This is a genomic window from Campylobacter concisus (assembly GCF_050447485.1).
Taxonomy (GTDB): Bacteria; Campylobacterota; Campylobacteria; order Campylobacterales; family Campylobacteraceae; genus Campylobacter_A; species Campylobacter_A concisus_BQ.
In genome coordinates, this window is the sequence record NZ_JALMFY010000001.1 from 1,717,278 (window position 1) to 1,731,384 (window position 14,107).

Below are 14,107 nucleotides of genomic sequence, written 5' to 3' on the forward strand. Positions count from 1 at the left end.
GTGAGGTATATGACGTCGCCGATTTTGATGTTTGAAAGATCATCAGCGCTTATTGGTGTGGTTAAAATTTTCTTACTCATAGCGCAAACTCCTTGTGCGATTTTACATCGAAATTTAGATCTGCGTCCCAGACAATGTGGCCTTTACGGTGCGACCAACAGCCCACATTTACGGCGACAGCGATTACACTTGGGTGGCGGGCGCAGTTTTCTATATGCACGCCCATCACAGAGCTTGCACCGCTCATACCTTGTGGTCCAAGGCCGATTTTATTGATGCCATCTTCAAGCAACTTTTCAGTTAATGCGGCACGTTCGTTTGGATTTTTAGAGCCCAAAGGCCTCATAAGCGCCTTTTTAGAAAGCAAGGACGCTACGTCGATCGAAGTACCCACGCCAACACCCACTAATAGCGGTGGACAGGCGTTTATTCCGTAGCTTGTCATTATATCCATGACAAATTTAACAACGCCCTCGTATCCCATACCAGGCATCAGCACGGTCGCTTTACCAGGCAAGCTACAGCCACCGCCTGCCATATAGGTGTGGATCTCACACTCGCTGCTTTGCGGCACGATCTCCCAAAACAGGCTAGGCGTGCCTTTGCCGACGTTTTTGCCGGTATTGTACTCGTCAAACGTCTCGACACTGTTATGGCGAAGTGGGGCTTCACGAGTAGCTTGCAGCACCGCCTCTCGCAGTAGCTCCTCAAGCTCGCCGATAAGCGGAAAATTTGCACCGCAACGGACGAAAAACTGGATCACTCCAGTATCCTGACAGGATGGGCGGTTTAGCTCCTTTGCAAGACGCTGATTTTCAAACATCGTTTTGTAGATCTCCTTTGCCAGCGGCTGCGTCTCGCGCTCGGCGAGCTCGCTTAGCTTCGCCGTCACGTCATCAGGCAGCACCTTGCCCGTGTAGCCAACGAATTTTGCCATGACCTCGGTCATCTTTTTTATGGATTTTTCTTTATCCATCGCTTCTCCTTTTTTCAAATTTTTCATACGCACCCGCTAAAATACAGCCAGCCGCGTAGCAGAGCAGATCGGTAAGATCAAACGTCCCGCCGATCATTATCTTTAAAATTTTATTTTCTATGCCTAAAATTTGCACCACTCCAAAATACTGCGCAATCTCCAAAGCCGCCGCAAAAGCAAAAATTTTAAGCGCTAAATTTGACGGCGTCACGCTAAAAATAGCCCTTGCCAAAGCGTAAAGCAAGATAACAGCCAAAACGTCGCCAGCGTAGTGCCGCACAAAGCCACCCTTTACGCAAACTGCGATGTAAATTTCAGTTACTAAGATCACACCAGCCACAGCTAAAAATGCTAGCCTCGACCGCAAACTTTCTCTTTTTGCTAAAGCCTCTTTTCTCCAGCTTAAATTTAACTCTCGCAACGCTTTTTCTTTAAATTTAGTCTATTTTTCAGTGCTACAAGCATAAAATTACAAATGATTTATCAGGCTTGCGTTATATGCAGCGCCGTATCCGTTGTCGATATTTACGACACTTATGCCATTTGCACAGCTATTTAGCATCGCTAGCAGTGCCGCAACTCCGCCAAAATTTGCCCCGTATCCCACACTAGTAGGCACTGCGATCACTGGAGAGCTTACAAGCCCAGCTAGCACGCTAGCAAGTGCGCCCTCCATGCCAGCAACGGCAATCACGACCTTTGCACCGCGTATCTCATCAAGCTTTGCGACCAGCCTATGTAGCCCTGCTACGCCGACATCGGTAAATTTTCTCACGTCATTGCCTAAGAATTTTGCCGTCTCGTAGGCCTCCTCCACGACTGCACCATCAGCAGTGCCAGCAGAGACGATAGCTATATAGCTTTTTGTAGGCGCAGACTCTTTGAAATTGACGCTGATCACCCTGCCACGAGCGTTAAAATTTGCCTGCGGAAAGATCTCATGAATGCGTTTAAAAACGCTCTCATTTGTTCTTGTGATTAAGATATTTTCATTTTTTTCGCCGATCGCACTAGCAATTTGCAAAATTTCATCATCTGTTTTATTTGCCCCGTATATCACCTCGCCAGTACCATTTCGCAAAGCGCGCTGAGTGTCGATCTTGGCGCATCCGATGTCGTTAAATGGGTAGTTTTTTAGATACTTTAGCGCATCTTGCTCGCTCATCTTGCCGTTTTTTATACCAGCGATAAATTCTAAAATTTCAGTCTCGCTCATACCAAAACATCCTCTCTAAGCCCCTTTAGATCAAGCGTTACCTCTGCCACGCCAAGTGCAACTAGCTCTTTAACGATAGACTTAAATTTCACGTCGCTCAAAAAGGTTTGCATGCTAGAAAATGGCATTTGCAGCTTCATTTTTCTATCATCAAGCCTTGCTCGCACATTTGCGTAGCCGCTTTTTATCAGTAAATTTTCAGCCGCTTCTACTAAATTTAGCCCATCTATGCTTATCTCTTTTTCATAGGGTAAACGAGTTAGCAAGCATGCGTAGCTTGGCTTGTCTGCTGTTGCTAAATTTAGCTCGCGCGAGAGCTCGCGGATCTCAAATTTACGTAAATTTATTAGCGGCGAAAGCACGCCAAGCTCTTCTTTTGCTTTTAAACCAGGGCGATATTCGCCAAGATCGTCTTTGTTTGTGCCATCAGCCAAATTTGTAAAGCCTATCTCTTTTGCACGAGCAAGAAGTCTTGAAAAAACTGCTTTTTTACAAAGATAACAGCGATTTTGCGGATTGAGCTTTATCTCATCGGCGATATCCACTTCAAATATCTCGTGTCTGATGCCATAAAATTTAGCAAATTCTACCGCCTCGTCTATCTCGCGCAAAGACATATAGGGCGATTTTACCGTGAGTGCTAGTGCATTTTCACCAAGCACATCTGCAGCGACCTTTAGCAGTAGCGAGCTATCTACGCCGCCGCTAAAAGCAATGGCTAAATTTCCTAGCTTTTTTATATCATTTTTTAGAATTTCTAGTTTCGTCATATTTTTTTAAAGTCTCGTTTCTAACCTCGCGAATCGTCGTTTGAAATCTCTGCGCAGCTTTTTTGCAGTCCTCGAATTCGGGCTTGATTTTTAAAATTTCGGGGTAATTTCGGGCTAAATTTTCGTCCGTTAAATTTTGTTCGGCGTTAAAACCGCAAACTCGGCCGCGCGAAATTTTAAGCCTTATTTTGCCGTATTTAGTCTCTACCTCGCAAAACTCGCGCGCAAGCTCCGTTTTCCTCACGGCGCACTCTCTAACTCCGATCGCCGTCGTATGCGCGAAAATTAGCCCCTTTATCCGCGCGGCGTCCTGCTTGCGGCACAGCGCGTTTAGCTCAAAGCCCGCGCGCCCCTTTTTCATAAAAATAGACCTGCTAAATACGTCCAGCGCGCCGCTATCTCGCAAAATATCGCACGCAAAGGCAAAGCTCTCGGCGTCCATGTCGTCGATATTAGTGGAGATTAAAATCCGCTCGCAAAGCTCGCCATAGCCGATCTGCACGCTCAAATTTGGCTCATCTCTCAAGCCTAAATCCTCGCTCGTTTCGCAAAGTATCACGCGAAGCGCGTTGGCAAAATCTGCGATGTCTTTATCGCCAGCGCCGTAGCCCGTGCTTAAAATTTTAAAATTTCGCGGCGACTCGCGGCGGTCTTGCTCCCTTAAATTTAGTGCGCAGGCCTTTAAAATCGCCGCTCCTGTGGGCGTAGTCATCTCGAAATTCGCTCGCCCTAGGCTTACTTGCGCGCTTTTTAAAATTTCGCAAACCGCAGGCGCCGGTACGGTCAGCCTGCCGTGAGCGCAGTGCGCAAAACCGCCGCCAAGCTCGATAGGCGAAGCAAAAATTTGCGGCGCACCCAAGGCCTCCAAACAAATAGCCGCACCCACTACGTCCGCGATGCTGTCCGCGGCGCCCACTTCGTGGAAATGTACTTGCTCTGCGCTAGTGCCGTGGATTTTGGCCTCGGCCTGCGCGATAACGCTAAAAATTTCGCTTGCCGTTTTTTTTACGAAAGCGCTTAGGCTAGAACCCTCGATAAGCTCTAAAATTTGCGTGAAATTTCGCGGACGCGGATGGTTTTGGGCGGACTTATCCGCTCTAAATTCGGCGCCGTGAATTTTGCCGTTTAAATTTTGACGCGGGCTAAATTTAGCGCCTAAGAGGCCAAGCGGAATTTGGCTCGGATTTGCCGCGCAAACGACGTCTATTTTGGTTGCAGAGATACCGCATTTTAGCACTTTGCGCTTGCGTAGGTAAAATTCGCTAGCTAAATTTAGCTTAGCAAGCTCGGCGCAAAGATAGCTAAAATCCGCGCCCAGATCCACCAGTGCGCCTAAATTCATATCGCCGCTGATGCCACAGCTAGCATCATAGTATAAAATTTTAGCCATACTTAAACCTTAGGCACAGTCATAGAGCCAAACGGCAAGATGACTATTTTTGCGTCCGCACCCTTTTTGTGCCTGATAAAGATCGACGTCCATCGGATAGGGCGCGACCGAGATCACGATATCTGCCTTGCGCGGAATATTTACGCAAAAGACCTCGTCTGCCTTTTTCATGCAGTCATAAAAGCTGTCGTTTAGGTGTCCGGCACTCGCGTAATACACGCCGTGTTCGCTGTCAAGCACCGTCTGGATCGAAAAAACGTCGATGTGCGCGAGCACCTTCATCGCGTCGATCATATCTTCATACACGGGGTTGCCCTCTAAGCGCAGCGCCTGAGCATCGGCGCTAAGGGCTAGTTTGTGGTTTTGCTCGATAGTTTCGTATTTGGCGACGCCGGGTAAAAACGCCTTTCGTCCGCCCGTATAGCCTGCAAAATAGTACGGCTCGACCGAGCCTATGACGATCACTTTTTTTGCTTTGGCTACGATTTTGTTTAGATACATCTGCGTGCCGTTTTTGGACTCGCCCAGATAGCTCATTTCGTCTTTTTTCGAGTCGTGGTCGCATATTTCGCTTTTAGCGTTAAGCTCGGCGTAAATTTCTTTGCCGAATATCATCTCGTACTCTTCTAGCGTGCCCTCTCTATGGCAGCCTGTGGCGATGATGAAAATTTTATTTTTATCGCGGATTTTTGGGTAAATTTGCTTTAAAACTTTTGCCGTCGGCGTAGGTCTCGTGCCGTCGTTTACGATGATGACGATCTTTTCGTCGCCAGCGATAAACTCATCAAAGCTTTTTTGATTTATCGGATTTGCCAGAGCCTTTGCGATGAGTGCCGTTTCGTCGAATTTAGCCACGGGGTTGGGGTTAAAAACTCCCAGTAAATTTTTTTCCGGAACGCTTAGGTCGATGATATCATCTTTGCCGTAGCGAATAGGAATTCGCATGTTTGCTCCTTAAGTATAATTATTAATTTTTTATCTTAGGATCATATATAAATTTTTCTTTTAAATGTATTTAAAAAGGGTATTTAATTTTTAAATTTATAGAGCGGATAAAATTTATTATGGTTCTTTGTCAATAGTGGGGGGGGGTGTAAAAACACCTCTATCTATTGCAAAGACGTAAATATATCAATTTTCTAAATCTTTCATAGTTTCTTAGTCCATAAGATACTCTTTTTATTACTTTTATTTTGTTGTTATTTCCTTCTACAAACCCATTGTTTATTTTATATTCTACTATATTTATTATCTCTTTTTTCCAACTTGTTATTGTATCTGCTAGTTTTATACTTTGCTTTATATTAAATACTCTCAATTTTTCAATTAATTGCTCTATTCTCCTTCTCATTGTCTTTACTGTCTTGCTCTCAAACATCTTGTAAAATTCTTTTATTATTCTATACATCTTTTTCAATGTCTTATCTACTTTTAATATCTCTTTTAATATCTCTTTTTGTCTTTGACTAAACTGACTTATTGGGCTTTTACTTAGTATTTTCCAATATTTTTTTAACTTCTTATACTTTTCATTGTCTTTGTTAAATAATTCTACTCTTAAATCTCTTAATGCCCATATCCCTTGTCTTATTACATGATATTTATCTGCTACTATTTGGGCCTGAACTATATTACTATTTATTACGCTTCTAAATGGCTTAAACATATCCATTACAACTACTTGTGGTTGTATTTCAAATTCGTTTATTATATTTTTTATTGTTTGTGAATGTCTATTTCTTAATATATCTACTAGTTTACGGTTTTTATCATACATCGCTAGCTGATATTTCTCTTTTTCTATATTTCCTTTAAATTCGTCTATATGTATGACTGATGTATCTGGAGAGGTTTGTCTTTTTAGGGCGATTGCATTTTATGAGGGAGATATTAAGCATATTTATTTTGTTGCGGAGACCAAGGGGTCTATGAACTCTATGCAGCTTCGCCAAGTCGAAGAGTCCAAAATCCACTGCGCAAAGGAGCATTTTAAGGCTATAAGCAATGATAGCGTGGTCTATGACGTAGTGGATAGCTATAAATCGCTACTGGATAAAGTTATGAGGTAAAAAATTTATTGGGAAGTTAGGTTGCAGTATAAAAGAGCCTGTGCAATATTCCAAAAAATGGTTATTGTGCTGCTCCTTTTGAGGAAAAATTTGACTACCATTTGTCAATATGGAAATCTGAGGTGATATTGCTTAAAACTCTACAAATAAAATACTCAGTATGATAGAAAATCACAGTGACTGACTTAATCTTGCCAGTTTTAGTTCGAATTAAATTTAAATATACAATTATCTTAACCAAGCCATCCTTGTAAATTTATATAAATCATAGTATTATACTCCTAAATATTTAAGGATAAAATACTATGTACATCAAACGAGCCATAAGCGACGAAATAAAAGAGTATATGAAAAGCTTTCCTGTGCTTTTGATAAGCGGAGCTAGACAAGTTGGCAAATCAACCCTTGCCTTAAATTTAGAGATACCAAACTACATAACGCTTGACGACATAAACATATATGAATCCGCAAGGAATGATCCCAAAGGCTTTATAGAGCATTGCGATAAGCCCATAGTAATAGATGAGATACAAAGAGTGCCCATACTGCTTTTAGCAATAAAAGAATTTGTAGATAAGGATAGAACAAATGGGCAGTTTATATTAACTGGCTCTGCAAATTTAAAAGGCTTTAAAGATATCTCGGACTCTTTGGCTGGTAGGATAGGTATAGTAGAGCTTTACCCGTTTTCTCAAAAAGAGTTAAGCCATAGTGATGAAAATTTGATCGATATTTTAAGTGGCGATATAAGCCATCTAGCGCTAAAGAAGTATGACAACGACGGCTTATCTGAAAAGATCATAAATGGCGGCTACCCAGAGATCACAAAGATAGACTCAGAGAAATCAAAATATCTCTGGTTTAGCTCATACATAAGAACATATATAGAATCAGACGCCAAAGAGATAGGTAACATCAGAAATATGGATAAATTTATCACTATGTACCGCCTATGTATGCTAAGAAGTGGCAACATCTTTAACAAAAACGAGCTATGCTTGGAGTCGGGGCTTGATAATAAGACATTTGATAGCTATTTTAGCGTGCTTGAGCATACATATCAGATCCAAAAACTGCAACCGTATTTTAACAACGCTCTAAAAAGGCTTATAAAAACACCTAAAATTTTTGCTACAGACACAGGGGTGCTGGTACACTTGCTACAAATTTCTTCAGCACAAGAGCTTGCAAATTCTCCTTATAAAGGTGCTATATATGAGACATTTGTATTTGATGAGCTACTAAAGGCAAATACAAGTAGCAAAAAAAGAGCAAATATATACTACTATAGAACGAGCGATCAAAAAGAGATAGACTTTATACTTGAGATATCGGGCAGACTCATAGCTATAGAGGTCAAATCCTCAAAAACTATCAGCAAAGATGACTTTAGACATATCTACCACTTAAAAGAGAATTTGCAAAGTAAATTTGATAAGGGCATAGTCTTTTACGCCGGAGATACGGCCGTAAAACTAGATGATGATATGTTTGCCTTGCCGTTTGGTTTTATGGATTAGAGATAGCTGAGAAGATGCAATGCTAATGATCTGACTTCTACAAAATCTATCTCTCCAAGCTGTCATATCCTGACTTTACATCCTGATCTTTGGGTTCTACTACACTTGATGGTTGTTTTGTTTGCTCTATCCCAAAGTCTTTATCAAGTCCTTGACCATATAGCTCTTGCTTTGTTATTTTTAGTGAACCAAATGATATATGATCCTCTGTTAGATATATCTTATCTGTTTTATAACACTCCTTTAGCTTATTAAAGCCTTGCATATCTTGCCAATCTTTCATATATGTTTTTATATTATAAATTAAGCCTTTATAGTTAATTCTAACTATATCTGGCAGGTATTTTTTAAAGCTTTCGGTTCTATTTATAAAAGCTAAATAGTATCTATTTATATCTAAATGACCATCGATATCTTTTACGAAGCCTTCATATTCATTTTTTGTAATACTTAGCTTTTGAATGAGATCATCATCATAAAATCCAGTTTTTATCTTTCTGGCTGCTTCATCAAATTTATCTCTGATATAGATATACGGAGTATAGTGTCTATTTAGGCTAAAAGAGTAGGCTGTGTTTTCTTCTGGTAGGTATAGGTATCTGCCACTCTTACCAGAAAGTATTTGATGATTTTTATATTCTTTAAGCACAGCACTCTCGTCAAAGTATTCTATTAAATCTTTTATAGAAATCTTTGAAGATATGGCTTGGTAGCTTACTCTTTTAATATGCAAGTTGTTATCTTTTGGCTCACAGCTAAGCTCATATATTCTTAGTTTTTGTAAATTTTCCTCTAAGGCTTTAACATCCATATTATTAATATCTGTTTTTAAGCTGGCATCTTCAATAGCTCTTGTATTATCCAAAGTTTTTCCACTAATGCTTACAAGTTCAGATCCTGGCACTGGAGTGTAGTGAAATTTACTATGATGCAAGCTGGAGTTATTTACTATGTTATATAACCCAAGCTCTCTTGTTATCTCTTTTATGTATTCATCATATTCATTTAAGCTTGGAGCATCTGTTGTGGGTATGATGAGTTTAAAATTCTCTACTTTTGCATCTGGAACTTGATAGCTTGTTGGATATATAAAGCCCTTTATTCCTTTGCTTTGCAGTAAATTTTGAGCATCATTTGTAGTAAATTTTGAGCTATCTATATCATATATAAGCGTAGGAGTTATGCTGTCAATACTGCTAGCTTTTTCATTTTTATCTTTGGAACTTGCCACTGATATAGCTGAATAGTTTTTAAGTATTGATTTTAGATTGTATGGCTCTATTTGTATCGTTTCCCAGCTATTTAGCACTTGAGCTTTTGGATCTTTACTTGGCGTGCTAAAGTCACTGCTTACACTTAATGTTATTTTTGGCTCATTTTTATTGGCCTCAAGCTCTATAAGCATTTGCTCTAGCTCATTAACTACGTGAAATAACGCTCCTTTTTTGCCATTATAGACTATCTTACACATTAGATCAGTTAGATTATAAGTCCCCTTAAAACCATCCACTCTTACTTTATATTTGTCATTTACTATTTCAGGTTTTGCGGTAATGTTAAATTTTGCATTGATCATAGGCAAAAATTCCCTTATATCCACTGCATTAAGCCTCTTTGCTCTATCATAATAGTCTTTTTTGAAACTCTCATCTTCTTCTATCATTCTTAATAGATAATCAGCTGTAGAATTTCTAGCATCAGCTAGCAGCTCTTCAACACTTATATTTTGCTTTTTTGTATTTGCTTTTGGCTCGATCACCACATCTGTTTCTATCTTCATCTGCGTATCTTTTTCTTTGCCTTTCTTAACCTTTTGTGCTGCACTTTTAAAGCTTTCATATTGCTTTTTTAGTTGGTCTTCATCCATGCCTAAAGGCTCTATATTATTTAATCCATACTTGTTAGATAAGATGTCATTAACAACTCTTTTAAATTTCTCTGCTGATTTAGCCATAACAGCTTTTGCTTGTTGCTTGGATGCACCTTTTGTATATATGGCTCCACCAGTTTTTACACTATGAGTAAATTTCATATTTTCAAAAGAGACTATTAGATGGATGTGAGGCTCTCTTTTTAGCGGTTCGCCATTTTTATGTTTCTTGTTTAATGTTCTATTTTCTAGTGCCCCTTCTGGGCGAGGGATATATGGCTCTTCTTTGATTATAGGCAGATGAGCTTCAGCATAAAAAAGTAACTCATCTATGTCGTGATTTGGGAAAGTGAGCTTCAAAAAATCCATTATAAACTCATCTATATTGCCACTTTCATATAGTCTGCTCCACTCCTCTGAAGTAAATGATAAGGATATATGATAGTAGTTATATTTTTTGTTCTTTTTCTTTATCTGGTGCTTTTCAGACATCTCTATAAGATCTAAATTTCCAGCCAGTGGCAATCTATCATCTTTTTCATCTCTAGTTAGCTTTGAATCTCTTTTCTTACCAGTTTTTAAATAATCAGCTATGCCTTTTTCTCCCTTTGAGATCTTAACTATCATAGCTACTCCTTATTATGCTTAAAATTTCAGTTAGGACTGATTGAACTTTGTACAACTCTTCTTGTGTTCGCAGTATCGTTTTTAAATCTATATCGCCACTAGTCTTATAAGCTATATTTAGTCTCTTTGCTATTTGATTGATGTTATTAAAAGGTCTAGCAAAATATGTAATGATTGTTGGATATAGCTCTTTCTTTTTTATGGATTCAGAATTTACAGTGCCATTATCTATAAGATAGGAAATGATTTCTGATTTTGATATTTTTAGTTCTCTAGCCATATCAGATAATTTGCTATTTTGCTGAGAAGTGATCCTTGTGGAGAGTACCTTATCCTTGATATTTTTTGGCATATGATATCCTTTCATAAAATACGTTAAATATGTTAGCAGATGAAGCGCTTTTAACGCTTCTTATATCTCGCATTGTAGCCCTCGGCAGAGCAAGATTATACAAGGTATGAAAACGAAGTGTCATACATTGTATGTGTCTTGCTATTAGAAAAATTTGCTTACTACCAAACATTGCTGTCGCCATTTTTGTTTAGCCATTTAGTAAAATCTTCACTAGCTTTTTGACTATCTTGATTGTAAATATGGATGATAAAGTCTTTAAGGTTAGACACATCATAAAGTGCCTTATCTAGACTGCTTTGTAGTGCGGATTTGGCTTCATTTGTCTTATGGCTATCATAAAACATGTAGCCAAAAAAGAAGATCGCTTCTATAAATACAAAGGCAATTAATGCAGATACTATATTCTTCATCAAAGAGCTAAAAGATGAGTTGATCTTCGATATAGTTTTGTCTGCACCTTTTAGAGTATTTTTAAAGTTGTTTTGAATCTCTTCTGTCGCGTTCATAAGTTCAGCACCTCCTTGCTCTATAAGCTCTATTTTTTCTTTAAAGCTTTTATCAAAGATATCTGCGGTTTGATTAAAAAGTTCAATATTATTTCTAATATTTTCACTAGCCTTATTGCCCATTTCGATATATTCTTGTAGAGCAATTACGGCATTTGCCGCAACTGCTGTATCGCTACTCTTGGTTATTAGTGCCATTGCTTAGCTCCTCATCTTCTTTTTTGTTTTCGTTGGGTACGAGAATATGACATGCATCAGATGATTGATTTGTTATTTGTGCTTCATATTCTTTCTTCCATTTGAAAAACTCTTTATTTGATAGCTTTACGCTATAACGATTTTCGATTAGTAACTTGCACTCTTTGAGTGTTGCTTGTTGTGGAAACAAGACCTCAAGGCATGCTTGTTTAATCTCTTCTTTTGTTTTATTTTTTCTAATAGCCTTTAAATCATTTAAAAGCATTTTTTTACTTGGCATTTTTTCTCCTTTTTGCCATTTAAAAATCAAGAGACAGCAATAGCTATCTCACCAAATAGACATACCTATAGTGTGTCTAATAAACTCAATATGATTGGTACTAATGAAGTTTTTTTATTTAAGTAGTTTAAAAGTAGAGAACGATTACAATAGGAGTGCTAACAACCTATCGTAGAAGCTCTCTTTTAAATACTTAAAATAGAGCTTCTGCTTTCAACTGGTTTTAATCATCTTAACCTCCTTTGGTTAAAAACATTTTATTTTTAAATTTGTGTGTATTATAGAATATTTTGGTGGCTAGATTGCTTAAAGTGGTAAATAATTTTTGACTTTTATCTCATAAGCACGATGTATCAAGGGGTTTTGCTTATGATTTATTACGTATCATAAAAATACTTATAAATTACTTAATGATAGTATATATATTAGGAATCGAAATAAATATCTTAAAATTATAGACCATGAATGACCTTATTTTTAAGCGGAAAGATAAAAATATTTTATTAATAACATGTATTTCTTTAAAAAGATAAACGAAAAATATTACATAATTATCAACTGCATTCTAGATACTCCTCAAGCAATTTCTCAAATTTCACCCTTAGATATTCAGGCTCTTTTATCTTGATAAATGGCAACCAGTATTTGACCACGCGCAGGATCTCGTAATGCTTATGTGGTCTATCTCTATTTTGTGTTTTGTTGTTAGGAAATATGAATGAATCATAATCATCAAAAATATTTTTTAGCCCATATTCAATAGCTATAAACGCCATTTTTACTACGCATCTATACTCATTTTATTTAAGTTATGATAAAAATTTAACACAGTAGAGTGACAGATTATATCATAGTAGATGATTCGTTAAAAAATTTTACTTGTTTTTTAAAATTTTACAAAAAACGTGTTAAAATTACTGCAAGCTTAAAAATTTGCTACATAAAATTTTATTTTGCTACAAACTTTAAGCTATATTTTATGAAAGGTGACTGCAATATAATATTGTAGAAACATCGTAGTTTAGGTATTTATGGTGTCACGGGGGAGACTTGAACTCCCGACCTCCGGCTTATGAGACCAGCGCTCTAACCAGCTGAGCTACCGTGACAACTTAAAATAAGTTTTGGATTATACAACCTAAGAACTTATTTTTAGCTAAAATTTATCTCACAAATTTTATATATAAAAAGCAAATTTGACTGCAAGGGCAGCCAAATTTATTTAAGCTTTTTTAGTGAAAAATCCAACGTAGATGGCGTAGATAAAGCCGATCACTACGGCATACGGAGCAAAAGGTGTTATGCCAGCTCCTGAGCTTGCAAGCACGAAGTTATGACTTATCGCAGCTCCAGCTCCCATACCTAAAACAAATACTGCTGAGCTTAAATTTCCAGCTCCCATTTGCACTAGGTGTTTGCCAGGGCAGCCATAGCTTAGGCTAAAACAAAGACCAGCCAAGCTCATGCCAAGGAAATTCCAAAGCATATCATTGTGAGCGATAGGTTGAGCTTCAAAGCCAAATTTGTATTGATCTAGCACTAAATTCGTTACGCTTGCGCAGATGATGATAGAGACGACGCCATAAAACATCGAAAAGTCACGCTCGAAAATTTTGCTTATTGCTCCCACTGAGCAAAATTTACTTCTTTGCATAAACGCACCGATGATGATGGCACAAATAAGCGAGATAAACAAATTTGCATGCTGTGAGCCTGGACCTTTTTCTGAGCTAAATAATGCGCCATTTTCACCAAGTTTTAGGCCAAAGATAAGTGCCATCAAAAGTAAAATCGCAATAATCAGTGGCAAAAGTCCTATCGCCTTTGCAGTGGTCTCGCTCTCTGGTAAGATGTAGCCATTTTTCTTGAAAGCTCGTCCCACAAAGACGCCAGCAAATAGACCAACTACGCCAGCAATAGCAGTCATATCTCCGCCTCCAAGACGCAAAAACGCCCTCCAAGGGCAGCCTAAAAATATAAGGCAGCCTATCATCGCAAACACGCCTAAGAAAAACCTAGAAAATGCCGCACTACCAGATACTGGAGTGAAATTTCTACTCCAAAGCATGCTAGCTAGAAAGCCTCCGATGATAAGCCCTAAAATTTCAGGCCTTAGATACTGCACGACTTTGGCCTGGTGAAAGCCAAGCGCACCCATGCTATCTCGTAAAAAGCAAGCCGCACAAACGCCCATGTTTGCTGGGTTGCCAAAATGAACGAGCACTGGAGCTAGTATGCCAAGGCTCGCACCTGCGATGATGTAAAGTAGTGTTTTGTTCATGTAAATTCCTGTGTAAGGGTAAAACCAGACTGGTTTCTTAAACGACATT

The 14,107-nt window shown here is 38.5% G+C and carries 14 protein-coding genes, 1 tRNA gene and 1 pseudogene; 2 read left to right on the forward strand and 14 right to left on the reverse strand.

Annotated features, from left to right (window positions below):
• Window positions 1-76: 76 nt before the first annotated feature.
• The 7 genes and pseudogenes from ttdA to MTT29_RS08715 form a co-directional block, all read right to left on the reverse strand.
• Entirely contained in the window at window positions 77-976 is a 900-nt protein-coding gene (gene ttdA, locus MTT29_RS08685) for a L(+)-tartrate dehydratase subunit alpha (RefSeq protein WP_429800352.1), read from the reverse strand.
• Window positions 969-1,343 (reverse strand): DUF2809 domain-containing protein, encoded by a 375-nt coding sequence (locus tag MTT29_RS08690; RefSeq protein ID WP_429800353.1) that lies wholly within the window; start codon window positions 1,341-1,343, stop codon window positions 969-971. Before MTT29_RS08690 ends, ttdA begins: the two co-directional genes overlap by 8 nt.
• A 102-nt stretch (window positions 1,344-1,445) precedes the next feature.
• Window positions 1,446-2,192, reverse strand: a complete 747-nt coding sequence (gene larB / locus MTT29_RS08695) for a nickel pincer cofactor biosynthesis protein LarB (RefSeq protein WP_429800354.1) — start codon at window positions 2,190-2,192, stop codon at window positions 1,446-1,448.
• Entirely contained in the window at window positions 2,189-2,962 is a 774-nt protein-coding gene (gene larE, locus MTT29_RS08700; RefSeq protein ID WP_429800355.1) for an ATP-dependent sacrificial sulfur transferase LarE, read from the reverse strand. The genes larB and larE overlap by 4 nt, the downstream gene beginning before the upstream one ends.
• Entirely contained in the window at window positions 2,934-4,352 is a 1,419-nt protein-coding gene (gene larC / locus MTT29_RS08705) for a nickel pincer cofactor biosynthesis protein LarC (RefSeq protein WP_009295502.1), read from the reverse strand. Before larC ends, larE begins: the two co-directional genes overlap by 29 nt.
• A gap of 63 nt (window positions 4,353-4,415) precedes the next feature.
• Window positions 4,416-5,297: pseudogene (larA, locus tag MTT29_RS08710) on the reverse strand (nickel-dependent lactate racemase); the annotation flags it as partial.
• 160 nt (window positions 5,298-5,457) lie between these two features.
• Entirely contained in the window at window positions 5,458-6,222 is a 765-nt protein-coding gene (locus tag MTT29_RS08715; protein ID WP_103597087.1) for a transposase, read from the reverse strand.
• On the opposite strand from MTT29_RS08715, the gene MTT29_RS08720 reads away from it, so the two are divergent.
• Window positions 6,182-6,421 (forward strand): hypothetical protein, encoded by a 240-nt coding sequence (locus tag MTT29_RS08720; RefSeq protein WP_087580539.1) that lies wholly within the window; start codon window positions 6,182-6,184, stop codon window positions 6,419-6,421. The two genes, MTT29_RS08715 and MTT29_RS08720, sit on opposite strands and share 41 nt — an antisense overlap.
• Before the next feature lie 305 nt (window positions 6,422-6,726).
• Window positions 6,727-7,941 carry an ATP-binding protein gene (locus MTT29_RS08725; RefSeq protein WP_429800356.1) on the forward strand — a complete coding sequence of 405 codons (1,215 nt, stop codon included), beginning with the start codon at window positions 6,727-6,729 and terminating at the stop codon, window positions 7,939-7,941.
• A gap of 46 nt (window positions 7,942-7,987) precedes the next feature.
• Here MTT29_RS08725 and MTT29_RS08730 read toward each other — a convergent pair whose 3' ends face one another.
• The 7 genes from MTT29_RS08730 to yedE all read right to left on the reverse strand — a co-directional run bounded on the left by MTT29_RS08730 (window position 7,988) and on the right by yedE (window position 14,058).
• Window positions 7,988-10,438 carry an aminotransferase gene (locus tag MTT29_RS08730; RefSeq protein ID WP_429800357.1) on the reverse strand — a complete coding sequence of 817 codons (2,451 nt, stop codon included), beginning with the start codon at window positions 10,436-10,438 and terminating at the stop codon, window positions 7,988-7,990.
• A complete protein-coding gene (gene mobC, locus MTT29_RS08735) occupies window positions 10,428-10,790 on the reverse strand; it encodes a plasmid mobilization relaxosome protein MobC (protein WP_429800358.1) in 363 nt (120 codons plus the stop codon). The genes MTT29_RS08730 and mobC overlap by 11 nt, the downstream gene beginning before the upstream one ends.
• A gap of 161 nt (window positions 10,791-10,951) precedes the next feature.
• A complete protein-coding gene (locus tag MTT29_RS08740; RefSeq protein ID WP_429800359.1) occupies window positions 10,952-11,497 on the reverse strand; it encodes a hypothetical protein in 546 nt (181 codons plus the stop codon).
• Window positions 11,475-11,777: a hypothetical protein gene (locus MTT29_RS08745; RefSeq protein WP_429800360.1), complete on the reverse strand. Its 303-nt coding sequence runs from the start codon at window positions 11,775-11,777 to the stop codon at window positions 11,475-11,477. The genes MTT29_RS08740 and MTT29_RS08745 overlap by 23 nt, the downstream gene beginning before the upstream one ends.
• A gap of 554 nt (window positions 11,778-12,331) precedes the next feature.
• Window positions 12,332-12,553 (reverse strand): hypothetical protein, encoded by a 222-nt coding sequence (locus tag MTT29_RS08750; RefSeq protein ID WP_429800361.1) that lies wholly within the window; start codon window positions 12,551-12,553, stop codon window positions 12,332-12,334.
• Window positions 12,554-12,809: 256 nt separating this feature from the next.
• A tRNA-Met gene (locus MTT29_RS08755) sits at window positions 12,810-12,886 on the reverse strand.
• A 113-nt stretch (window positions 12,887-12,999) separates the two neighbouring features.
• Complete coding sequence (yedE, locus tag MTT29_RS08760; protein ID WP_429800362.1) at window positions 13,000-14,058, reverse strand: YedE family putative selenium transporter; 1,059 nt, start codon at window positions 14,056-14,058, stop codon at window positions 13,000-13,002.
• Between the last annotated feature and the right edge of the window lie 49 nt (window positions 14,059-14,107).

What these genes read in the sequence shown, in the direction of transcription:
- ttdA (WP_429800352.1), bottom strand. Translation starts at nt 976, where the DNA reads ATGGATAAAGAAAAATCCATAAAAAAGATGACCGAGGTCATGGCAAAA.
- larB (WP_429800354.1), bottom strand. Translation starts at nt 2,192, where the DNA reads ATGAGCGAGACTGAAATTTTAGAATTTATCGCTGGTATAAAAAACGGC.
- larE (WP_429800355.1), bottom strand. Translation starts at nt 2,962, where the DNA reads ATGACGAAACTAGAAATTCTAAAAAATGATATAAAAAAGCTAGGAAAT.
- larC (WP_009295502.1), bottom strand. Translation starts at nt 4,352, where the DNA reads ATGGCTAAAATTTTATACTATGATGCTAGCTGTGGCATCAGCGGCGAT.
- MTT29_RS08720 (WP_087580539.1), top strand. Translation starts at nt 6,182, where the DNA reads ATGACTGATGTATCTGGAGAGGTTTGTCTTTTTAGGGCGATTGCATTT.
- MTT29_RS08725 (WP_429800356.1), top strand. Translation starts at nt 6,727, where the DNA reads ATGTACATCAAACGAGCCATAAGCGACGAAATAAAAGAGTATATGAAA.
- MTT29_RS08730 (WP_429800357.1), bottom strand. Translation starts at nt 10,438, where the DNA reads ATGATAGTTAAGATCTCAAAGGGAGAAAAAGGCATAGCTGATTATTTA.
- mobC (WP_429800358.1), bottom strand. Translation starts at nt 10,790, where the DNA reads ATGCCAAAAAATATCAAGGATAAGGTACTCTCCACAAGGATCACTTCT.
- MTT29_RS08740 (WP_429800359.1), bottom strand. Translation starts at nt 11,497, where the DNA reads ATGGCACTAATAACCAAGAGTAGCGATACAGCAGTTGCGGCAAATGCC.
- MTT29_RS08745 (WP_429800360.1), bottom strand. Translation starts at nt 11,777, where the DNA reads ATGCCAAGTAAAAAAATGCTTTTAAATGATTTAAAGGCTATTAGAAAA.
- MTT29_RS08750 (WP_429800361.1), bottom strand. Translation starts at nt 12,553, where the DNA reads ATGGCGTTTATAGCTATTGAATATGGGCTAAAAAATATTTTTGATGAT.
- yedE (WP_429800362.1), bottom strand. Translation starts at nt 14,058, where the DNA reads ATGAACAAAACACTACTTTACATCATCGCAGGTGCGAGCCTTGGCATA.